At 60.5% G+C, this 19,259-nt stretch carries 24 protein-coding genes; 9 read left to right on the top strand and 15 right to left on the bottom strand.

The window, feature by feature from the left end; genetic code table 11:
- Nucleotides 1–59: 59 nt before the first annotated feature.
- Complete coding sequence (locus ACFFNA_RS11110; protein ID WP_378918147.1) at nucleotides 60–539, top strand: hypothetical protein; 480 nt, start codon at nucleotides 60–62, stop codon at nucleotides 537–539.
- A gap of 480 nt (nucleotides 540–1,019) precedes the next feature.
- Nucleotides 1,020–1,229 carry a hypothetical protein gene (locus ACFFNA_RS11115; RefSeq protein ID WP_378918149.1) on the top strand — a complete coding sequence of 70 codons (210 nt, stop codon included), beginning with the start codon at nucleotides 1,020–1,022 and terminating at the stop codon, nucleotides 1,227–1,229.
- On the opposite strand, the gene ACFFNA_RS11120 is transcribed toward ACFFNA_RS11115, so the two are convergent.
- Nucleotides 1,187–1,552: a hypothetical protein gene (locus ACFFNA_RS11120; protein ID WP_378918151.1), complete on the bottom strand. Its 366-nt coding sequence runs from the start codon at nucleotides 1,550–1,552 to the stop codon at nucleotides 1,187–1,189. The two genes, ACFFNA_RS11115 and ACFFNA_RS11120, sit on opposite strands and share 43 nt — an antisense overlap.
- A gap of 550 nt (nucleotides 1,553–2,102) precedes the next feature.
- Here ACFFNA_RS11120 and ACFFNA_RS11125 point away from each other — a divergent pair.
- On the top strand, nucleotides 2,103–2,468 hold the full coding sequence (locus tag ACFFNA_RS11125) for a hypothetical protein (protein ID WP_378918153.1): 366 nt from the start codon (nucleotides 2,103–2,105) through the stop codon (nucleotides 2,466–2,468).
- A gap of 667 nt (nucleotides 2,469–3,135) precedes the next feature.
- Nucleotides 3,136–3,342 carry a type II toxin-antitoxin system HicB family antitoxin gene (locus ACFFNA_RS11130; RefSeq protein ID WP_024504399.1) on the top strand — a complete coding sequence of 69 codons (207 nt, stop codon included), beginning with the start codon at nucleotides 3,136–3,138 and terminating at the stop codon, nucleotides 3,340–3,342.
- Nucleotides 3,343–3,691: 349 nt separating this feature from the next.
- Here ACFFNA_RS11130 and ACFFNA_RS11135 read toward each other — a convergent pair whose 3' ends face one another.
- A complete protein-coding gene (locus ACFFNA_RS11135; protein ID WP_378918154.1) occupies nucleotides 3,692–4,558 on the bottom strand; it encodes a LysR family transcriptional regulator in 867 nt (288 codons plus the stop codon).
- 174 nt (nucleotides 4,559–4,732) lie between these two features.
- Between ACFFNA_RS11135 and ACFFNA_RS11140 the strand changes: the two genes are divergently transcribed.
- On the top strand, nucleotides 4,733–5,701 hold the full coding sequence (locus tag ACFFNA_RS11140) for an MBL fold metallo-hydrolase (RefSeq protein WP_111542473.1): 969 nt from the start codon (nucleotides 4,733–4,735) through the stop codon (nucleotides 5,699–5,701).
- A gap of 39 nt (nucleotides 5,702–5,740) precedes the next feature.
- On the opposite strand, the gene ACFFNA_RS11145 is transcribed toward ACFFNA_RS11140, so the two are convergent.
- Entirely contained in the window at nucleotides 5,741–6,367 is a 627-nt protein-coding gene (locus tag ACFFNA_RS11145; protein ID WP_378918155.1) for a hypothetical protein, read from the bottom strand.
- Nucleotides 6,360–6,881 (bottom strand): hypothetical protein, encoded by a 522-nt coding sequence (locus tag ACFFNA_RS11150; RefSeq protein ID WP_378918157.1) that lies wholly within the window; start codon nucleotides 6,879–6,881, stop codon nucleotides 6,360–6,362. The genes ACFFNA_RS11145 and ACFFNA_RS11150 overlap by 8 nt, the downstream gene beginning before the upstream one ends.
- A gap of 189 nt (nucleotides 6,882–7,070) precedes the next feature.
- On the opposite strand from ACFFNA_RS11150, the gene ACFFNA_RS11155 reads away from it, so the two are divergent.
- Entirely contained in the window at nucleotides 7,071–7,409 is a 339-nt protein-coding gene (locus ACFFNA_RS11155) for a hypothetical protein (RefSeq protein WP_378918159.1), read from the top strand.
- 28 nt (nucleotides 7,410–7,437) lie between these two features.
- Here the strand turns inward: ACFFNA_RS11155 and ACFFNA_RS11160 are convergent, their stop codons facing one another.
- From ACFFNA_RS11160 to ACFFNA_RS11170, 3 genes are all read right to left on the bottom strand, one after another.
- A complete protein-coding gene (locus tag ACFFNA_RS11160; protein ID WP_378918160.1) occupies nucleotides 7,438–8,412 on the bottom strand; it encodes a DUF3592 domain-containing protein in 975 nt (324 codons plus the stop codon).
- 190 nt (nucleotides 8,413–8,602) lie between these two features.
- Nucleotides 8,603–9,211 carry a class I SAM-dependent DNA methyltransferase gene (locus ACFFNA_RS11165; protein ID WP_378918162.1) on the bottom strand — a complete coding sequence of 203 codons (609 nt, stop codon included), beginning with the start codon at nucleotides 9,209–9,211 and terminating at the stop codon, nucleotides 8,603–8,605.
- 47 nt (nucleotides 9,212–9,258) lie between these two features.
- Nucleotides 9,259–9,426, bottom strand: a complete 168-nt coding sequence (locus tag ACFFNA_RS11170) for a hypothetical protein (protein ID WP_167458323.1) — start codon at nucleotides 9,424–9,426, stop codon at nucleotides 9,259–9,261.
- Nucleotides 9,427–9,529: 103 nt separating this feature from the next.
- Between ACFFNA_RS11170 and ACFFNA_RS11175 the strand changes: the two genes are divergently transcribed.
- On the top strand, nucleotides 9,530–10,441 hold the full coding sequence (locus tag ACFFNA_RS11175) for a LysR substrate-binding domain-containing protein (RefSeq protein ID WP_378918164.1): 912 nt from the start codon (nucleotides 9,530–9,532) through the stop codon (nucleotides 10,439–10,441).
- A gap of 9 nt (nucleotides 10,442–10,450) precedes the next feature.
- On the opposite strand, the gene ACFFNA_RS11180 is transcribed toward ACFFNA_RS11175, so the two are convergent.
- The 5 genes from ACFFNA_RS11180 to ACFFNA_RS11200 form a co-directional block, all read right to left on the bottom strand.
- Nucleotides 10,451–11,530, bottom strand: a complete 1,080-nt coding sequence (locus ACFFNA_RS11180; RefSeq protein ID WP_378918166.1) for a glycoside hydrolase family 25 protein — start codon at nucleotides 11,528–11,530, stop codon at nucleotides 10,451–10,453.
- A gap of 183 nt (nucleotides 11,531–11,713) precedes the next feature.
- Nucleotides 11,714–12,502: a phosphodiester glycosidase family protein gene (locus tag ACFFNA_RS11185; protein ID WP_378918168.1), complete on the bottom strand. Its 789-nt coding sequence runs from the start codon at nucleotides 12,500–12,502 to the stop codon at nucleotides 11,714–11,716.
- 75 nt (nucleotides 12,503–12,577) lie between these two features.
- On the bottom strand, nucleotides 12,578–13,450 hold the full coding sequence (locus tag ACFFNA_RS11190; RefSeq protein WP_378918170.1) for an undecaprenyl-diphosphate phosphatase: 873 nt from the start codon (nucleotides 13,448–13,450) through the stop codon (nucleotides 12,578–12,580).
- 198 nt (nucleotides 13,451–13,648) lie between these two features.
- Nucleotides 13,649–13,846 carry a hypothetical protein gene (locus tag ACFFNA_RS11195; RefSeq protein WP_111542483.1) on the bottom strand — a complete coding sequence of 66 codons (198 nt, stop codon included), beginning with the start codon at nucleotides 13,844–13,846 and terminating at the stop codon, nucleotides 13,649–13,651.
- 152 nt (nucleotides 13,847–13,998) lie between these two features.
- Complete coding sequence (locus ACFFNA_RS11200; RefSeq protein WP_378918172.1) at nucleotides 13,999–14,397, bottom strand: GFA family protein; 399 nt, start codon at nucleotides 14,395–14,397, stop codon at nucleotides 13,999–14,001.
- A gap of 116 nt (nucleotides 14,398–14,513) precedes the next feature.
- Between ACFFNA_RS11200 and ACFFNA_RS11205 the strand changes: the two genes are divergently transcribed.
- The gene (locus ACFFNA_RS11205; protein WP_378918174.1) at nucleotides 14,514–15,542 is read left to right on the top strand and encodes an isopenicillin N synthase family dioxygenase; all 1,029 of its coding nucleotides are present in this window, start codon (nucleotides 14,514–14,516) and stop codon (nucleotides 15,540–15,542) included.
- A 50-nt stretch (nucleotides 15,543–15,592) separates the two neighbouring features.
- On the opposite strand, the gene ACFFNA_RS11210 is transcribed toward ACFFNA_RS11205, so the two are convergent.
- From ACFFNA_RS11210 to ACFFNA_RS11220, 3 genes are all read right to left on the bottom strand, one after another.
- Entirely contained in the window at nucleotides 15,593–16,549 is a 957-nt protein-coding gene (locus ACFFNA_RS11210; RefSeq protein ID WP_378918176.1) for an alpha/beta fold hydrolase, read from the bottom strand.
- 26 nt (nucleotides 16,550–16,575) lie between these two features.
- Entirely contained in the window at nucleotides 16,576–17,061 is a 486-nt protein-coding gene (locus ACFFNA_RS11215; RefSeq protein WP_111542582.1) for an SRPBCC family protein, read from the bottom strand.
- Nucleotides 17,062–17,209: 148 nt separating this feature from the next.
- Nucleotides 17,210–17,458, bottom strand: coding sequence for a ParB N-terminal domain-containing protein (locus ACFFNA_RS11220; protein ID WP_013895829.1), 249 nt, complete (start codon nucleotides 17,456–17,458; stop codon nucleotides 17,210–17,212).
- Between the two features lie 156 nt (nucleotides 17,459–17,614).
- Between ACFFNA_RS11220 and ACFFNA_RS11225 the strand changes: the two genes are divergently transcribed.
- A complete protein-coding gene (locus tag ACFFNA_RS11225) occupies nucleotides 17,615–19,258 on the top strand; it encodes a N,N-dimethylformamidase beta subunit family domain-containing protein (RefSeq protein WP_378918321.1) in 1,644 nt (547 codons plus the stop codon).
- Nucleotide 19,259 lies beyond the last annotated feature (1 nt).

The raw sequence follows: 19,259 nt of genomic DNA on the forward strand, positions 1-19,259 counted from the left end.
GTCGCGGGTGAAATGGGAGAGCAAGCATGGGTCGCGATCGGAACACGGACACTGAATTCATGGGCGCAAGCGAAACGCGACGCGGCCCGAACTATGTCGTCCACATCAGGCGCAACGCCTTCAATGATCCGGGCCTCCCACCTTTCTGGGAACTGACCGTCGAAGATTCCCAGCACTCATATCGAATCTTGGTCGGGGTGCCCGCCGACGAACTCGACGTCGTCGTTCAGAACCTGCCGCGACCCTCAGCGCAAAGGAATGGCGTAGACTTCATACGGGGAGTCATGGAGGTGTTCCTTCCCGATGACATAAGGCGGCTCACCGGGGAGACGATGCTGACCCATAATATGTACAACGTGAAATCGGCGCCGCCAGGATCACTGTACAGAAAGGGACAGCGTTACAACGACGCCGACCTGACACGCCAGATTACATATACCGATGCAGATATCGCCGAGAACGACAGGCGCAAGGATGCCCTACTGAGGCGCCTCGAAGCCGAGAGTGCCGAGGCGCGCTCACCGTCTCTCCGATTCTGAATTGCCACGGCAGAACTGGTTTTGCGTTCGCCTTCACTGGCTCTACAGGCGTTGCCCCCAAGAACCGCACGAAAACTTCACCTCCGACTTCCGCCTGCCTAAGACTCACTGGAGTGCCGCCGCCGCGCGGGGAGCAGAAAATCCAGTCGTAAGCTACAACATATCACCCACGCAGCGTAACGGACTTTGCCGGAGATTGGCCCTCGCAAAAGGTCGTCGCACCCGAGGTAGCGTTCAAAAACTTTCGCGATCCACTCCAACTTTGGATGCGGAACCATGGTGAGCGGCGGCGGCGAGCTAAACTCAGGCGCTGCGGCGGGGCCATTACGGAGACCTCGACCAATTCTTCCGGCCGCTGATGCTTGACATCAAGCGGTGAATCCTTGAGTGGCACCAGTGGCCGGATCGCGCTAACCGGCGGAACGGCAAGGCTTCGAAAGCTGCCTAAGCCGAAGCCAAAGAAGGAGCGAGACTTTGTCTGTGGAACACTCCGACGACATCGACCCGAAGATCGAAGAAGTTCCGGCCGACAGCAGTCCGGATGGCGAAATCTTTGACCTGTGGAAGGACGGAAAGCATGTTGCCTACGTGGTCATTCCGGCAAAGACCGGGAAACGACACACAGTGGTTGGTGACTTGGGCGACGCTCATAAGGCGCTCGGAGTGTTGAATTCCGGCAAGCCAGAATGAGCGGCAGCATATGCCTCAGCATTGCGGATGATATCCGAATTTAACAGCCCTTTTGCACGCAAGTCCACGAAGACCGGATCATCGAGCTTCAGGAGGGCGCCCTCGCCCCATTCCGCCTCGATGGCCTGCCACTTCTTTGTGACTTCCTGCCATCGTGCGTACTTCGCCCTGACGTCCTTCGACGCCGAGGTCGCCAAGTCCGAGAAGTTCCCCTTCAAGACGTTGGCCATCATTCTGACACTGCCGGACCGCTCGAGCCCGGCGAGGACGTAAAGCTTTTCATCCTCGGTCAGCCTGCAAAAATATCGCGTCCCGTTTTCCATCGCCGTCACCCCTTATGCTCATGCCAAACAAAGGTCAGGCGTCTGGTTGCTGGCGTCAACCGTGACATGAGCCTTTCTGGCTTCCGTCCCTACCAAGGCGTGAGGGCGCTTAGCAGCGAGGAAGAAGCCTCAGCGGTGGTATCTCGCAATTGGTGTCGAAGATGCCGTCCCAGTCAGGATCTTCAAACCATCGCGGTGACCGAATTCGATCAAATGCTATCGTCAGATAGACGGTAGGAGGGACGGCGAGGCGTCAGAGGCATGGCGTGTCCAGCAGAAACCGCAGCCAGCCAGATAAAGCTAAACTGGTAACCTGGGAGGGGTCGGAAAACTTTCACAAGGGCTAGAGGGCGCCGACGCTGGTCTTGAAAGCCGAAAACAGCCTCGGAAAGCCTTCCACAGACACTCAGGTATACAACTTTGCGTCTGGCAGGTACACAACTTTGGGTGTGGAATATCTTCCTAAAAAATGAACCAATGATTTCAATGGTTTCCAGATGGCCCAGGATACAACTTTGGGTGTCCGACCACGTGGAGAGGAGTTCAAGATATGAAACTTCAATCGGTAAATACCGCTGATTTTATCCGCACCCGGCTGACTTCGGTCAGCCGGGTTGCGACCTTTGATGCGACGCCCGTGCTTAATCCCGATGTCGGCGAAGCATTTGATTTTGTGCCCAATGAGCCTGGATTAATCTGCTGGTTTAATCCCGATGGCAGCCTCGAATCCATTGACGCCACGATGCGCATGCGCAAAAGGCTCATCGATATTTATAGAGGTACTGGTGGAACCGGTCGGCGCGCCTTCCATCTTTTTGGCTATGATGCGTGTAACGACCCCAAAGCGATGCGTGAAAAATTGGTGGCAGAACATGTTAGAATATACGAGCGGTTTCCAGCGGCTCGAACCGCTTAGCCGCCAAAAGAGAAAGATAAGAAAAAGGGGCCAATTGGCCCCTTTTTCTTATCTCACTACCCGAAGCTTTGGCTTCAAATCATGATTTTTGACCGGATGTGACGTCGGCTCCATTATCATTTCGGAACCGGTTTCATTACCATCCAGATCAAAGCGGAATTCGGTTCTCCGCCCTGATTTCCCTGTAATGGAGATACGAAAAGGTTCCGCGCTACTTGTAACCACGCCAAATTCAACCACGACACCGCTATCGGAGTCGTCAACACGCAATGGTCTAATTGGAAATTTTCCATCTCGCGGACTCATTGCATCCACAGCCTTCTCCCTCGATATTTAGATCGCCCATCGCTGAACACCACAACATATAGCCTAACAAAGTGACCGACCTGTTAAGCCAGACTCATATGCTGGTGGAAACTGGCTTCATAATTTATGCACGATTTTTATCACCGCCATAGCCAATTCCATTGAATGATCCATCCAGTTCGTTGACGTTGCAAAAATACCCTGATGAATTCCAATATGCCTTTCAGATAACGACGTATCTGACGCCAAGTTCCGTCTTTTGCGCTGCATGCTTCGCTAGCCAACACCAAATCAGGATTGACCATTTTATGAGAACAATGCGCCAGCATCCTCAAGCAGTCCGGTTTGAAGGAGTGATGGCATGCGTTACGCGGTGGTGATTGAAAAAGCAGGAAATAATTTTTCCGCTTACGTGCCGGACCTACCCGGCTGCATCGCGACCGGTGCGACGGTACCTGAGGTGGAAACCGAGATTCGCGACGCCATACGCTTTCACATCGAAGGCTTGCGAGCCGATGGGCTGGATGTGCCCAAAGGTGTCAGCCTCGCGGAGTACGTAGAGGCATAGAAGGCAGCTCCCGCGATCCACTCGATGTGGATCAGACTCTGACCTCAGCGCCTCACCCCGCCGGCAAAACCTGCAGCGTCTGCTCGTCGAACAACGGCTCGTCCTGGCCGATGCGGACGAACAACAGCTTGCGCGCTTCCCCAGCCGGCACCTCGAAATACTGGCCATGGCTTAAGTGCAGCGGTCAGCGTCATCCGGGAATGGGCATATGAAAACATCAAGGCCATAGACGCAGCGCGGGACGAATATGATCAGCGGGTCGCAGAAGGGTGAGATCGGGTTGACGTGCTGAAGGCCCGCCCCCTTTGGATTTCAGCCGCCGCAGCGGCTCGTTGATGCCATCGTCATTTCACCCGAAGCGCTGCACCATAAAGTCGACAAAGCTGCGGAGCTTTGGGCCAGGCCGCTCGTCGGGCGCAAAAAGAATATGCATGGACCGCGACGGCGGTTCATAGTCGCACAGCAGTTGGACCAGCCGTCCGGCTTCAAGGTCCCCAGCCACCAGCGCCAACGGCTGCAGGATAATCCCAAAGCCCGCAAGTGCCGCCGCGCGGAGGGCTTGCCCACTGTTTGTGGTCAATCGGGCAGCAATCGCTGCCGTTCTCGTGGCACCATTTGCATCTTTGAATTCCCAAGAACCGCGCGGCGCCCAATGAACGAATCCAAGGCATTCGTGATCACCAAGGTCCATGGGTGACGATGGCGAGCCGCGTTCAGTCAGATAGCTCGGCGCGGCGCAAGCGACTAAGCGATAAGGCGCCAGAGGACGCGCAATCAAAGTCGAGTCCGACAAGGCCCCGACCCGGACAACCGCATCGTAGCCCTCCTCGACAAGGTCCACGATGCGATCGTTCAAGCTGAGATCGACCGACACCTCCGGACAGGCCCGCAGATACTCAGGCAGGATTGGCGCGAGACAATGAGCACCGAAAGTCACGGGTGCATTCACACGCAGCCGGCCGCGCGGCATCGCACGGCTTTCCGCCGCGCAAGCCTCTGCCGCTTCGACCTCCATCAACACTGTCTTGCAACGCTCGTAGAAGCACTGCCCGGTTTCGGTCAGACTCTGACGGCGCGTCGTGCGGTTAATGAGACGGACGCCCAGATGGTCCTCGAGCATTTTGACATGTTTTCCGACCATAGGGGCAGATAGGTCGAGTGCGTCAGCCGCCGCGGCGAACGAGCCGGCTTCGACGGCCTTTACGAAAACAGCCATGCTGGATAATCGATCCATTACAAACCATTGGTTACGAGTAAGTGGCGCATTCCGCTATTTATCTCTTAATTGCTATCGGATCAATATTCAGGCGGATCCGCGCCGGGCAAAAACGCTCCCACCGATATCCGGCCGGTCACATTCAAACAGAATCAACGAAATCGGAGACCTGAGATGTCGACATTGGATAGACGATCACTTTTGGGGCTGGGGGCGGCGGGAATCGGCAGTGCGTTGCTCACGAACCGCGCCGCTGCTCGGGCGCCTTTTCTCGGCACCCAAGCGCCGGCTTTCCATCGTTTCATGATTGGCGCAATCGAGGCGACGGTCGTCTCAGATGGACCGTTGCCGATGGGCAAACCCGCAGCCAGCTTCAACGGGTTTCCTCCGGGGGAGATCACCAAGCTCCTGCAGAGTAATTTCTTGCCAACCGATGACATCGTCCTCGAGCAGAACGTCCTCGTTCTCAACACCGGAGAGAAACTCATCGTCTTTGATACCGGGGTTGGAACTTCTAAAAGCTTTGGGCCGCTTCCTGGCAAGTTAGCCTCAACGTTGGTGAAGGCTGGCATCGCGCCCGGCGATATCGATGCCGTGGTGATCAGCCACGCTCACCCCGACCATTGCGGTGGTCTCGTCGATATCAATGGGCAGGCGGTCTTTCCGAACGCTCAAATTTATATCAGCTCGGCCGACCTGGACTTCTGGACCGACGAAGTGAAGCTTGGCTCTCAACTCAAGCCGCTTATCGAAACTGCCCGCCGGAACCTATTACCTTTGCGCGACCGGATCGTCTTTTATAAGGATGGCCAGGAATTTCTGCCTGGCGTCCAGGCACTTGCGGCTCCGGGGCACACTGTAGGACATTCCATGTTCATGATTACCTCCAGCTCCGAAACCTTCTGCTACGCCGCCGATCTCGCCCATCACTCTGTTCTGCTGCTGGAAGATCCTCGCGGGACATTCGTCTTTGATACGGACGCCAAGCAGGCAGCGGCGACGCGCGTTCGAATGCTCGACATGCTGACATCTGACCGTACGCGGATGATGGGATACCATTTTCCCTGGCCTGGCCTTGGCCATGTCGTGAAGCACGGCGAAGGCTTCCACTACATTCCCGAACCTTTGAAGACAGTTCTCTAACCTCCGCCTCAGAGCGAGTTGTCCATGAGGCCCCGGCCCCTACCCCGCCGGCAAAACCTGTAGCGTCTGCTCGTCGAACAACGGCTCGTCCTGGCCGATGCGGACGAAAAGCAGCTTTTGTGCCGCACCCTCCGGCACCTCGAAATACTGGATGCCGTCGGGCATTTCGCCCCAGTCGCCGCAGGGCGGGTCGGGAACCTCGTTGGGATCGGCTAGCGCTTTCAGCTGTTTCGCGTAGGCGGCGTCGGGGCTGAAGGTATAGCGTTTGACGCCGGCTGGCACGGTGCCCTCGGTGTAGGGCGCCAGCACGCAACGTGCGCTGACGGCCTTGTCGGTCTTTTCCTGGAAGAGTCGCAGCAAGGCAGCCTCGGCGGTTTCGCCGGGCTTGATGTCGAAAACCTCGACCAGAGGGTCGGCCGCACCGCCATCGCTGTATTTGATGGCGAGAGCGTTGTCGGCGAACTCGAAGTGGATCTGGCGAAAGCCGAAATCGCAGCGCTGCACCCAGGCGGCAAGGCCGACATTTTTGTCCGTCAGCCTTTCCCAGACGCATTTGTCGATGGGCGGGCGCGACGGCACCGGCTCGTCCGCACGCGCGCCCGCCGACATCGTCACACATGCGAGCAGGGCACTTCCCCAGGCGATCGATCTCATGGCGCTATTCATCGCTGCATCCTGTCAAAGTGAAGGCATCCCATGCCGAGCCGTTGGGATTGGCATTGGCGAAATCGGCCCATTCGGTAAAAGCCGCGCCGAAATCGGGCAGCAACAGCCCTTTCGGCGCCGGTGTCGCTTCGCGAGAGTTCAACTGTTCGGCGCCGCCTCCGGTCAACGCATAGACCTGCCCATCCCATATCCTGCACAAGCCGCTGCCGTCCTCCAGCCCCGCTTCGCGATCGTCGTCGGTGCAGGGGTGGCGGATGGTGCCGAGCGGAAACGAATTCTTGCCGTTGGTCCATGTGATGTCGGCCGGCAGGTGAGTGTCGGTATGGGGCACGGTCAGCGAAAACACCTCGGCCGTCAGCGCCGCCGGCTCGTTGTCGAGCGGCCGAAATTGCATAATCGCGCCCGAGCGCGGTTCCCGATAGGTGGCGTGGCTCAGCAGACAGTCTTTTGCGCTCGCTGCCTGCATCGGGCCGAGCAGGCCCAGGAAGAGGAAGGCCAGTTTGCGGGTGATCATCAAATGTCTCTGGGAAAGTGTTGCCTGGGCGCGGACTGGCCCGCACAGTCGCACCATCCGCGCAAAATCATAAGCGAAATTCCAAACGGCGGCGTTTGTCCCTCCTGACGAAAACTTGTCCCTCGCAAACCCCAACAGTCGGTATGGTCGCGCGCACTGACCGAAGGTATGCGGCGTTTGGTGATGACGATGGCAATATCCGCATTCGCGGCTGGTCCGGCGCTGGCGTTGGCGCCCTATGTCGGGACATGGTCCAGCGACAGGCTGAACTGCCACGCGGCCGCCGACGTCCAACGTCAGACCATGTTCACCGTCGATCAGTCGGCCCTGTCGCTTCCTGAGTTCGGCTGCGAACACGCGATATTTCGCAAAAGCCTGACCGGCTGGGTGGTGCATGCAAGCCAGTGCTACGGGTCGGACCCATCGCTGGAGGAGCCGTTCACGCGTGTCATCCACATCGTCAGGCATGGCGCAACGGTTCGCTTTACCTGGCCTGGCTTCGACAGCGGACGTCTTGTGCGCTGCTAAGGCGCCCACTTCTCAAGGCGTTCGGGCCTCAGACCAGCCCGACCAGGAAGGCGGCGCCACCGAGAAAGCCAAGGGAACAGACCCACAGCACCCACAACCCGAGCACCCTGCATTCGAGCACCGCCGAGGCGGGGTTGGCGGGATCATAATGCACGTCGACCTTGCTGCCTTCGACATAGCGCCGCGCCTGAGCGCCGACGAGGCCGGGCAGCGACGCCGTCACGCTGGCGCCGAAGGCCACGCGGTCGGCGCTGTAGCGCTGGCCGGCGACGCCATAGCTGTAGACGATGCGGGATTTGAAAACAGTGCGCCAGGGTCGATAGCCTCCGGACCGCTCGCGGGTTTTGATCGCCTGCAAGCCTGACGCGTCGATGCGGCCGGCGGCGACCGGCCATTTTGCCGCCTGCTCTGCCATCGATTTCTGGACGAAGCCCATGCGCAGGACAAACAGGCCCATGAACAGCAGCAGTGCCGCCGCACCGACGTTCTGCGGCTTGGGCAAATGCGGCCCGATCGCCTCCAGGACACCGCCGACTGAAAACACCAGCACCAGCGCGCCGATCACCAGCCCGGCCGAAAGCTGGACCATGAATTTGAAGGCGCCTTCCGGCATGGTGCGCTCGATCACGGCCTTGGCCGGGTCGCCAGGGTTATAGAAGACGGTCACGGCGGCGCCGCGGGGAAACCGCGCTAGCGTCTCCGTGACTTCGAAATTTCCGAGGTTCTCCTGCACGCTGTAGCGCGAACTTTGGAAGGTCTTCTTGCCCACCGTGTACTCGAAGGTGATCGCCGGAAAATTGCGGATCTCGGTGGCATCGCTGCTCTCCGAGCCGGAGCCAGAGCTTCTGACCTCACGCGCCTCGACGCGCGAGGAGATGATCTTTCCCGGCGCCGGCAACCAGCGGCTGACCGCTTTCACCTCTCGCCATTTCAGAAAAGTAACAATCGACAGCCCGCCGGCGACCACGCAGGCAAAGCCGACCAACAGTAATTTGAGTTCCAACTCCGATCCCCCCAGGAGTGCAGCAACCCCTAGACATAGACAGCATGGCGACGGCAATGTCTTGTTTATTCGCAAAAGTGCTGGAGTGACCGGCCCGGCAAGTCCCAACGGCGCTGCGCAGTTTGCAGCAGGCCCGGCCTTCATGCCGGCGAGTGCCTGACATACGGTATCCCATGCCGTCCGCGCTGCCTCATGACGGCCTTACGGTCAGGAACGTGTTCCATTCTTCGCGATCGCGGCCGACGTTGAAATCGTCCCTGATAAGGACCAGCCCGGCGCTTTCGACACGGGCCGCGAAGTCGTCCCTGCGCCAGTAGACCGTATGATATTTGCCGCCCGTCTCGCCATCGCCATTGCGCATCGATACGAGGAACGCGCCGCCTGGCCGAAGCGACCGGGCAATTTTGGCAAGAACCTGATCGGTCTGTTCGCGCGGCACATGGATCAGGACGCACAAGGCCAAGACTGCGTCGTAGGGGCCGCCGAGATCATCGGTGATGAGATCGAGCAGCTCACCGTGCTTGCCGCGCGCGGCCTGCAGCTCAAGAAACCGCTGTGTGGCGTCGGTGCGCCGAACCTTGACGCCCAAGGTCTCCAGAAAGTCCGCATCGTATCCCGCTCCCGACCCGACTTCCAGAATCTGGCCGCCTGTGCCGGCGATCGCCACAAGGCGCTTTAGCGCTGCCTGCTCTCTCGGGTTGGGAACATGCCGCACGATTGCATCGTACTGCTCCGCATAATCCTCGTAGGAGGAGATCGTTTGACGGTTCTTTGCCAGAGCCTCTACAGACACGCTCATCTTTTCCTCCCTTGTATCCATGTTGGTCAAAGAGCCGGACACTTTCCTCAGCGGATGCTGCCGGCGGAGGCGTGGCCATCGAGCATCCCGATATCGCGCAGGAAATGATCCGACAGCGCACGGTGATCGAGCAGGCCGCGTGACCGGGGCCTGAAGGGAGCGGCGAAGAGGTCGAGGATCGGACGACGAAAACTGTTGTGCAGGATGGTGGTCATTGCCATGTCCTTCCGGTTCGAGTTGATGAAGAGAGCATGCCGTTTTCCTGGCTTGGTTTCCAATCGAACGTCGCGTACTATGCATCAGGAGGATTGATGCGTCATGAGCTGGGAACTGCCGCCGCTGGGCGCCATTCGGGTGTTTGAAGCTGCAGCGCGGCTGGGCAGTTTCACCAAGGCAGCTGAAGAACTCGGCATGACCCAGTCGGCGGCCAGCTATCAGATCAAGGTGCTGGAAGAACGCGCCGGAACACCGCTTTTCATAAGAAAAACAAGGCAGATCGCCCTGACCGAGGCTGGAGAACAGCTGGCGCCGCACGCAACCGGCGCGTTCTCCGCTTTGGCGGATGCATGGCTCGCCACCAAAGGCGGGGCGGCCGGCGTGCTTTCCGTCACAACCATGGAAACATTTGCGTCGAACTGGCTGGCCGTGTGGCTTGGAACATTCCAGCTCATGCATCCCGACCTCGCCGTGAAGGTGAATACATCGTCCCGGCTGGTCGATTTCACGCGCGAGGACGTGGATATCGGGATCAGAACCGGCACCGGAAAATGGCCGGGCCTGACAGCGCATTATCTGTTCAAGGCGGACTATACGCCCATGCTCAGCCCAAAACTGGCGGAGAGCGTGGGCGGCATTCGCCACCCGGAGGATCTCTACAAGGTGGCACTATGCTGTGCGGCCGATCCCTGGTGGAAAATCTGGTTCGAAGCAGCCGGGGTACCGTTCGATCCCGACCGCGTCATCGCGGGTCCGACGCTGGGGTCGCAGGCTTATGATGCGATGGCGGCACTGACGGATCAAGGCGCTGCCATCCTCACCCGCAACATCTACAGCGCGCTGCTGGCAAAGGGACAGTTGATACAGCCATTTGAAGTCCTCGGATCCGACGGCGATGGCTATTGGCTGGTGCACTCCGAAAGCCGCCGCAACACGCCGAAGATCAAGGTGTTCCGGGACTGGGTGCTGGCCCAGACGGCGGACATCCGGGAGAGTGAAGCACGCCGGGCCTGATGGACTGTTTCAGTCGGCGTCGGCGATGGAAATCCGTCCGCCGGCCCAGGCGCGCCATTGCCGTTCGTCACCGTGGAAGACGTTGAGGTCGATGCGGCCGGTGACGCCGTGCGACAGGCCGGAGCCGGAATACTGCCAGAACAGCCATTTGCGGTCGGGGTAAACCTTCGACGGATGGCGCGCCACCGCGCGCAGCCAGAACGGATAATCGAGGAATTCGCCCCTGAGGTTGTCGCGGTAAAAATCAGGCGCGGTGTAGATGATGGGCCGCTGGCCGTAATGGCGCTCCAGCTTGTCCATGAACACTTGCATCTTTTCCAGCACCTTTTCGCGCGACGGTCTCCGCTTGCAGCTGGACTCACCGTTCCACTCGACGTCGATCACCGGCGGCAGCGCGCCGTCGACCTTGGGCACGTTGCGAATGAACCAGTCGGCCTGCTCGCCCGCCGTGCGGCACCAGTAGAAAAAATGATAGGCGCCGCGTTTCAGGCCGGCGGCGTCGGCATTGCGCCAGTTCCTGGTGAACATCGGATCGAGATGGTCGCCGCCATCGGTCGCCTTGATGTAGGCGAAATTGGCGCCCTGTGCGCGCAACTTGTCCCAGTTGACGTCGCCTTGCCAGCGCGAGACGTCGACGCCGTGCACGGCAAGGTGGCGGGGCGAAGCCTTGCCGAAATTGATCGGCTTGGCATCGCGAAAGCCGTAGTGGGTAACCGGCCCGGCAAGCATCGGCGGGGCGGCGCGGCTTAACAGCCTCGGCGGCGACACCAGGGCTGCCGGCTCGACCGGCGGCTCGGCGCTGTCGGGCAGTTCAGGTGCCGGAAACGCCACCGTCTCTTCCTCCGCCAAGCCGAAAGGCCGAGTATTTTCGGCCGGAGCATTGTCAGCCATGGGCGCCATTTCGTCGCTCGGTGCACTCCTGGCCATTGCCTTCGGAGCGGCGGCGATCGGCGCCGGCGGCCGTATCACGGAACTGGTGGTTTCGTTGGACGGTTTCTGCAAATCCAGCGCGTCGACGCCGGCCGTTGATGTGCAGCCGGCAAGGCATAGCGATGCGACCAAGAAACTGATGACGCCCGGAATCCGCATCTGGACCTGTACTCAAAACACAACAGACCGAGGGCAAAACGACAGCCGACGGACAAACCAGATCAGTTATGAACGAGAAATTACCAATAAAGTTTGAATCAATTTTTTTCATGCACGCCAAGCGGCGCGATCTGGCTCTCGGCGCAAGTGATCGACCGCGGCGGCAAGCGGTTGGTAAAGCCGCTAGGACCTTCTAAAGACGCCGATCATCGGTCCCAGATTCCAATAGTCGTCATTGCGGCCAATGGCCGGAGCGAACAGGCTCGATATCGTGCCGTCGAGGAACAGGGCGTTGTCGCAGCCGAGCGCGTCGCGGAAAAGACGGGCGAAGGCATGGAAGGTCACCGTGCCTTTGGAAATGGCGAAGACCGCGACACCGTCCTTTCGCACGCCGACACCGTCGCGGGTCTTGCGCGAGGTGCTGTCGGCCTGGAATTTCGGATGCAGCTTGCCGTCGATCACCAGCATCGGCCCGGATTGCGTCGCATAGTCGAGCGGCGGCCGTCTTTTCAGAAAGTCCCTGGTGGAGCGCACCGCAGCCTTGCCGTTGCTCATGTAGAAAATGCCGTTCGGCTGCATGGAAAAATTGCCGCTTCCCGATCCCGTCTTCGCCGAGGCCATTTCCTTGCCGCGTTCGACATAGAGACCGACCGGATCGAGGTTGGGGTGATACATGCCGGCATTGATGGCAAACAGCATGGTGCGCCCGGCAGCCTGCTGCGCGGCATTGAGATTGTGCAGCGATTGAAACGGCTTGCCCGCCGGATCTTTCCAGAACAGTTCGACCTGATATCGCTTCGGGTCGACCTCGCAAACGAGATAGCTGGTCGCCTCAAAGGCGAAGTCACGACATGGCGGCAGCGAGGCGACCCATTGGCCAAATCCCATGCCGAGTGCCGCCACCGATGGCAGCGCACCCTTGGCGAGCGCCAGCAATAGCGGCAGCGATTGCAGGAGGGTCAAAAAATCCATGCGCGTACCGGAATCCAGTTTGATGGTCCGGTACGGATATAGCCTGTTTCAAGCGATACTGTGGACGGACACGCCTCAGACAAGCCATCCCATCGCCACACTCAGCAGCAGGACGACACCGAGCACACCGCGATAGATGACGAACGGCCAGGCCGAAAAACGCTCCAGCACGCGCATCAGCCCCCATATGGCGAAGAAGGCGGAAACCGAGGCGACGACCAACCCCACCGCCAGAACCGACCAGCCATGCACGTCGAGATGGACCTTGTGCAGTTCCCAAAGCTCCTTGAGGCCGGCGAGCGCAATCGCGGGCAGCCCGAGCAGGAACGAGAAACGCGCCGCTTCGGCCCGCTTGAAGCCGAGCCCGAGCGCGGCCGTCAGGGTCGAGCCCGAGCGCGACACACCTGGAATCAGCGCGCCGATCTGGGCGACGCCGACGAGCAGCGCATCGGCCAGCGATGCCTCGCCGACGGTGCGCCGGTGACTGGCAAAAATCTCGGCCAGTGCCAGCAGGATCGCCATGGCAATACAAGCCCAGCCGATCACCGTCAGGCTGCGCAGCGGCGAATTGCAGGCATTGAGAACGCCCGAGAGCGCCACGCCGGCAATGACGATCGGGATCGTCGCCAGCACGATCCACAGCGCCAGCCGGAAATGCCGGTCGGCGAAATCGCGTCGCGTCAGGGCGTCGAGCGAACCAAACACGATATCCCTGACGTCACTCCAGAAATAGCTGACAACCGCGGCCAAGGCCGCAAGCTGCATGGCGGCGGAGAAGGCAGAACCCGGATCCTGCCAGCCGAGCACGGCCGGCACGATGCGCATATGGGCGGTCGAGGAAATCGGCAGCAATTCGGTGATGCCTTGCACCACGCCGAGGAACGCCACCTTGGCATACCCCAGGCCGACGAAGCCCGTGTCGACGCCTTGAGTGCAGATGTCAGCCAATGTCGAATTCCATGTGTGAGAGATCGGGCTTGCACGGACCGACCGGTGTCGGTCAATCCCGGGCAAGCCTTATCGTCATGGACCGGATAATCAATTTACGGATTTGTAAGCTGGCGCCGGTGCGCCGAAATGCGCACCGTTCAAAGCCGGCCCGCCGCGGGCTGGCTTTGAGTGTTCATGCGGGAAATCGCGACGCGACTATGGGCACAGCCAGAGTTTCTGGCACGTCCTGGCGATCACATGCGCCGGCGGCACGACGGGTTCATCGACGGAAGGCCGGCGAACCCGTTCGAGCAGCATGCGCACCTGTTCGGGGCGCACACGATCGCGCTCCATCACAAGCAGGACCATCGGATCGCTCAAAAGCTCGTCCAGGGTGCTGATGCTGTCGTTCATCCGTCGTCTCCTCGAATACCGTGCCCGCGCCCCTTAAATAGGAAGACAAAGATGGCCCGCCAATGACGCTTTGCCGGCTATCCCGTGTCTCTTTCGATTAAATTTTGGTCATGCTTGCGCTCTCGCTTCGCCCGCTTGGGAGAAGGGAAACCCTAGCTTGGCGGCGGTGCGCCTTCATACTGCGGCAGGCCGTCGTCGAGCATAACCCAGGGCTGCTTCGAGGCCGTGAAAATATGCATTTGCGGCCTGAAGACCGTGGGATCGTCGAGCGAACCGGTGGTGATGCCGATGATGCCGGCGGAATCGCGCCGGGAGAACATCGTCGTGCCGCAGCTTGGGCAAAAGCCGCGCTTGAGCTCCGGCGAGGTGTTCACCGTTGCCAGCGGCCCGTCGATCGTCACATCGTCGATGCGAAACAGCACGCGTGCGTTGAAGGCGGCGCCAATCACCTTTTGGCACAGCCGGCAATGGCAGATGCGTTCGTTGATGGGGGCTGCCTCAGTGTGATAGCGCACCGCCCTGCACAGGCATCCGCCCTCATATCTTGTCATCGTTCGGATCCGTTGGTGGAGAGAATAAGCGGCAAGGTAATGGCGGGGCCGATTGGGTCAATTGAAAAGCTTTGATACAACGCCATCGATTATCGTGATGCGGTGGACCTGAAGCCATGACGCCTGACATCGAAACCATCGGCATTGCGGATCTGTTCGGACCGCCCTCGTCCGCTCGCGACCGCACCGACGCCGGGATCATGGCTGCAGCCGCTGGCATCGGCTTCATGGCGGTCCGGGACTTTCCCGGCGATGACTGGCTGACGCCGGACAAACGAGCACAATTGCTGCGCATCTTCGCGCTTCCCGACGAGGAGAAGCAGAAATTGCTGCGCTGGAATTTCGACCGCAGCAAAAAGAACGTCTATCGCGGCTGGTTCCCGCTGCAGCCGACAGCCGTTTCCTACAAGGAAGGCATCGACATGGGACCGGACCTTGCCGATGCGGCGGATGCCTCGGTTTCCGACGATCCGCTGTGCGAGCCGACGCCCCTGCCGGCCGAAGATAACCTGCCCGGCTGGCGCGCGGCGGCCGCGGATTACTACCGCGCGATGGAGACGGTGGGCAACGCGCTGATGCGCTCGATCGCCCGCGGGCTTGGCCTGCCGGAAACAATCTTCGATGCCTATTTCGATCACGGCATCTCGACGCTGCGCCTGATCCGTTATCCCTTGCGGAACGCCAATGCCGGCGTCGACATCAGAGGGCCGGAGTTTTCGGTGGTGCACAAGGGCGAGACGCGCACGATCATCGGCCGCGAGCATGCCGATTCCGGCTTCGTCACTTTGCTGGCGCAGGACGGCGTCGAGGGCTTGCAGGCAAAGAACCTCGCCGGCGAATGGATCGACGTGCCGCCAGCCAACCGCATGCTGGCGGTCAATTTCGGCCAGTTGCTGGAGCGCTGGACCGGCGGACGCGTCCGGGCGACGCGACACCGGGTGATCGCGCCGAAGACGGCGCGGTTCTCGATCCCGTTCTTCTACGAACCGCGCGTCGACGCCGAGATCGCGCCGTTGCCGCTGACCGGCGTGGAGCCCTTCGAGCCGTTTCTCTATGGCGACTACCTTTGGGAAGCGGCCACGAATTTCGTCGAGATGAGCGGCATCAAGCATCTCAGGCAGCCGCGCAGCAAAAAGGCTTCATAAACAAAACCACCGGCCGCCTCGATCGAGACGGCCGGCGGGGAACGGCAGGGTTATTCGGTTTCGCTGACGACCTCGTCCCAGGTCTTCACCTTGGTTTCGCCGTTGAGGAACGGCAGTGCCGCGGCCGTCAATTCCGGGGCGAAGAAGACGTCGTAATGAGTGCGGTTGGGCAGGATCGCCAGGCGGTTCTGCGACAGGTTCTCGCGCATCCAGCCGGCGTCCTTCAGCCCGCCACCGAGCATCTGGTAGAATTTGATCTCATGCTCGGGCCGGTACATGTCGCTGTCACCATAGGCCAGCATGACCGGCATCTTCAGCTTGGCGACATCGGCCGAGTAGTCGCGGTTCTGACGCATGAAGTTGCCCAGCGTGTCGAGGAGCTTTGGGAAGTCCTCGGGATGCGGCGCCACCGCGACGTAGGATTTGTACATCGGCGTGTCCTTCATGAAATCGGCCGCTGCCGCACTCACTTGCGCCTGCTGACCGCGCATCTCGGCGTAGAAACCATCCGAGGCATAGCCGGTCGAAACCAGTACGAGGCGACGCACGGTTTCGGGATGCTGGACCGCCATGCGGAAGGCGACGCCGCCACCCAGCGAATAGCCCATGACGTCAACCTGCTGATAGCCGAGCGCCTTGACGATGGCGGCCATATCGTCGCCCATCGCCTCCACGGTGAATGGCCGGTCGCCGAGTGCCGTGCGACCGTGACCCTGCATGTCGACGCCGATGACGGTGCGGTTCTCGGCAAGCTTGGGCAGGATCGGTGCGAACATGTCGGTGGAGCCAAGACCGCCATGCAGCAGAAGCAGCGGCTCGCCCTTGCCGTAGACGGCATAATAATAGTTCAGCCCGTTGATCGGCAGCAGGCCGGACTTTTCCGGCTTCGGTAGTGTCTTGGTTTCAGTCGTCATGGCAGGTTTTGCCTCCTCTGCATTGGTGAAGCCCGGCGCTGCGAACAATGCCGCGGCCGAGACGAAAATTGCAAAAAACGTCGATCTGAGCATGTCAGCCTCCTCCAGCCCTGCCTGTATCAAAGCGTCTTGGCGAGTTCTTCGAGTTGGTCGGTGCACTGGCCCCAACCCACGCGAAAACCCATTGTCTCGTGCTGCTCGCGGTCGGCGACACTCCAGTGCCTGACCCGTGCAATGTAGCGGGTCTTGCCATTGCCCTCGTCCTCGAAGGTCAGCACGCCGGTCATGAACGGCTTTTCCGATGGCTCCCATGCCTGGGTGTAAGCGTCGGTAAAGACGATCTTCTTGCCGGGAATGACTTCGAGGAAAACGCCGGGGTTGGGGAATTCATTGCCATCGGGACCGGCCATCACGACCAGGCTCGAGCCACCGGTGCGCACATCCATCTCGGTGCGCGGCGTCGTCCATGGCTTTGGCGCAAACCACTGCGTCACCAGTTTCGGATCTGTCCAGCAGCGATAGACGCTCTCGCGCGGCGCATCGATGATGCGGGCCAGAACAAGTTCGCGGTCGTTGGCGGGGGCGATGTCGAGCTTGGTGGTCATGATGGTGTCCTCGGTGTGCGTTTGATCTGGCTTCCGTCCCAAGGACGAACCGATGAACCGCAGACCGACACCGCGAGCGAAAAATTCTGGGCCAGCGAAAAATTCTGGAGAATGCGTCTGCTGGATAGAGACCAAGAACGAAGAAGCGTCAGTGGCGCTTGGCTTGCACCAGATAGGCATCGATCTCGGTCTCGCCGAGCCATTTTGCCGCCTCCAGCCGATGCAGGCCTTCGACCAGGACATGACGCTTGCCGTCATGGCGGACCTGGATCGGCGTTTTCATGCCGTTTTCCAGAATGTCCTCGGCCAGATGCCGGACGGTCTCGGGATGCAGCGTCTTCTTGCGCGCCGTCGGCACGTAGATGTCGTCGACCTTGACCTTCTGGACTCTGAGCATGCCGCCTCCCCGTGGCGGAAAACGCCGCCCTCCCCTGAGATAGTCGGTTTGTTCAAGTGGGCCAAGGGCGCGGCTAACGAATGCTGGCCCGATGGTTTCCATTTGACGCTCGACCGGCAGATCGCCGAAATGGCGCCTTCGAACGTTCAGGGCTTCATGATCAACCTTCCGACCGAATTCCCCGATTTCGGACTGACGCCGGACCAGCGCCGCCACGCGGTACGCGGCCACTACTATGAATGGCCGGGCATGGACGGCGAGCGCGGCGAGATCTGGTGTTACAGCGACCGGTTTTCCTATCGCGCCGGCGAGACAGTGGCGTTGCATGTCAGTTCGACGGCTCCGGCATTCAACATGGCGATCGTCCGCGACGGCAGTACCGAGACGAAGGTGTTCGAGAAATCGGGCATTGCGGCGCGCTGGCAGGACAGTCCCGACCAATGCTCGGCCGAGGGCTGTGGCTGGGAAGCATCGTTCGAATTCCGCGTTGGGGCGGACTGGCCGTCGGGTGCCTATCGGCTAACGCTGACTGCCGACGGCCGCGACGGCAAGCCGATCCATTGCCACCATCTGTTCATCGTCAGCCCGCAGCCCGGAAAGAAACCCGGTCGTGTGCTGCAGGTGGCGGCGACGGGAACCTGGCTCGCCTACAACACCTGGGCCGGCTCCAACCACTACCAGGGCATCACCGGGCCGGACCGCAACCAGTATTCGCCCATCGTGTCGACACAACGCCCCTGGTGCCGCGGCTTCGTCGTGCTGCCGAAGGATGCGCCGCGCGTGCCGCTGGAAGTGGCCGTGCCGCCAAAGACGGTGCCGCGCTACCCGCATATGGAGTGGGCGCTGGCCACCGGCCATTCGAAGAAATACGCCTCGTCGGGCTGGGCCAGTTACGACAGCCACTTTTTCCGCTTCGCCGAGCGGGCAGGCTATGGGATCGACCTCGCCAGCCAGCATGATCTGCACTTTTCGCCCGAAATTCTCGACGGCTATGACTGCGCCGTCTTCGTCGGCCATGACGAATACTGGACCTGGGAAATGCGCGATGCGGTCGACGCCTATGTCGAGCGCGGCGGTCATGCGGCGCGCTTTGCCGGCAATTTCATGTGGCAGACGCGGCTGGAGGACGAGGGCCGCCGGCAGGTCTGCTACAAATACCGCGCGCGCGCCGAAGATCCAGCCTATCTCCGCGGCGGCGACGTCACCCGCGCCACCAATTCCTGGGAAGCACCGGAAATCGGCCGGCCGGGTTCGGCAACCTTCGGGCTCAACGCGACACGCGGTGTCTATGCCGGCTGGGGCGGCTGCGCGCCGCGCGGCGTGCGCGGTTTTCCGGTCTACCGGCCCGAGCACTGGGCCTTTGCCGGCACCGGCATCTACTATGGCGACCTGCTGGGCGCCGACAGCCATGTCTATGGCTATGAGGTCGACGGGCTCGACTTCGAGATACGCGGCGGCCTGCCCTACCCCACCGCCACCAGCGGTGCGCCCGACGGGTTGCAGGTTCTCGCCGTCGGCATGGCATCCCAGGTCGAGGAAAGCGCCGACATTCCGATCGAGGATCAGTTCCTCACCGACGAGGATGGCCGCTTCACCGCCGAAACGCTGTTCGGTGAAGCGAGCGACGCAAATCTGGAAAAGGTCAAACGCGGCAACGGCATGATCGTCAATTTCCCGCGCGGCAAGGGCGAGGTATTCCACGCCGGAAGCTGCGAATGGGTCGCCGGCCTGCTAAGACAGGATCCGATGGTCGAACGCGTCACCAAGAATGTCCTCGATCGTTACCTCAGAAAGTCCTGAT

This window comes from Mesorhizobium kowhaii, assembly GCF_042431665.1.
In the GTDB taxonomy this organism is placed as follows: domain Bacteria; phylum Pseudomonadota; class Alphaproteobacteria; order Rhizobiales; family Rhizobiaceae; genus Mesorhizobium; species Mesorhizobium kowhaii.

Excerpts from the sequence above, each read along its gene's own strand:
- ACFFNA_RS11125 (WP_378918153.1), top strand. The coding sequence starts at position 2,103 with ATGAAACTTCAATCGGTAAATACCGCTGATTTTATCCGCACCCGGCTG.
- ACFFNA_RS11185 (WP_378918168.1), bottom strand. The coding sequence starts at position 12,502 with ATGGATTTTTTGACCCTCCTGCAATCGCTGCCGCTATTGCTGGCGCTC.
- ACFFNA_RS11140 (WP_111542473.1), top strand. The coding sequence starts at position 4,733 with ATGTCGACATTGGATAGACGATCACTTTTGGGGCTGGGGGCGGCGGGA.
- ACFFNA_RS11120 (WP_378918151.1), bottom strand. The coding sequence starts at position 1,552 with ATGGAAAACGGGACGCGATATTTTTGCAGGCTGACCGAGGATGAAAAG.
- ACFFNA_RS11195 (WP_111542483.1), bottom strand. The coding sequence starts at position 13,846 with ATGAACGACAGCATCAGCACCCTGGACGAGCTTTTGAGCGATCCGATG.
- ACFFNA_RS11110 (WP_378918147.1), top strand. The coding sequence starts at position 60 with ATGGGCGCAAGCGAAACGCGACGCGGCCCGAACTATGTCGTCCACATC.
- ACFFNA_RS11180 (WP_378918166.1), bottom strand. The coding sequence starts at position 11,530 with ATGCGGATTCCGGGCGTCATCAGTTTCTTGGTCGCATCGCTATGCCTT.
- ACFFNA_RS11175 (WP_378918164.1), top strand. The coding sequence starts at position 9,530 with ATGAGCTGGGAACTGCCGCCGCTGGGCGCCATTCGGGTGTTTGAAGCT.
- ACFFNA_RS11225 (WP_378918321.1), top strand. The coding sequence starts at position 17,615 with ATGATCAACCTTCCGACCGAATTCCCCGATTTCGGACTGACGCCGGAC.
- ACFFNA_RS11135 (WP_378918154.1), bottom strand. The coding sequence starts at position 4,558 with ATGGCTGTTTTCGTAAAGGCCGTCGAAGCCGGCTCGTTCGCCGCGGCG.
- ACFFNA_RS11145 (WP_378918155.1), bottom strand. The coding sequence starts at position 6,367 with ATGAATAGCGCCATGAGATCGATCGCCTGGGGAAGTGCCCTGCTCGCA.
- ACFFNA_RS11130 (WP_024504399.1), top strand. The coding sequence starts at position 3,136 with ATGCGTTACGCGGTGGTGATTGAAAAAGCAGGAAATAATTTTTCCGCT.
- ACFFNA_RS11215 (WP_111542582.1), bottom strand. The coding sequence starts at position 17,061 with ATGACCACCAAGCTCGACATCGCCCCCGCCAACGACCGCGAACTTGTT.
- ACFFNA_RS11210 (WP_378918176.1), bottom strand. The coding sequence starts at position 16,549 with ATGCTCAGATCGACGTTTTTTGCAATTTTCGTCTCGGCCGCGGCATTG.
- ACFFNA_RS11165 (WP_378918162.1), bottom strand. The coding sequence starts at position 9,211 with ATGAGCGTGTCTGTAGAGGCTCTGGCAAAGAACCGTCAAACGATCTCC.
- ACFFNA_RS11220 (WP_013895829.1), bottom strand. The coding sequence starts at position 17,458 with ATGCTCAGAGTCCAGAAGGTCAAGGTCGACGACATCTACGTGCCGACG.
- ACFFNA_RS11155 (WP_378918159.1), top strand. The coding sequence starts at position 7,071 with ATGGCAATATCCGCATTCGCGGCTGGTCCGGCGCTGGCGTTGGCGCCC.
- ACFFNA_RS11200 (WP_378918172.1), bottom strand. The coding sequence starts at position 14,397 with ATGACAAGATATGAGGGCGGATGCCTGTGCAGGGCGGTGCGCTATCAC.
- ACFFNA_RS11170 (WP_167458323.1), bottom strand. The coding sequence starts at position 9,426 with ATGACCACCATCCTGCACAACAGTTTTCGTCGTCCGATCCTCGACCTC.
- ACFFNA_RS11205 (WP_378918174.1), top strand. The coding sequence starts at position 14,514 with ATGACGCCTGACATCGAAACCATCGGCATTGCGGATCTGTTCGGACCG.
- ACFFNA_RS11150 (WP_378918157.1), bottom strand. The coding sequence starts at position 6,881 with ATGATCACCCGCAAACTGGCCTTCCTCTTCCTGGGCCTGCTCGGCCCG.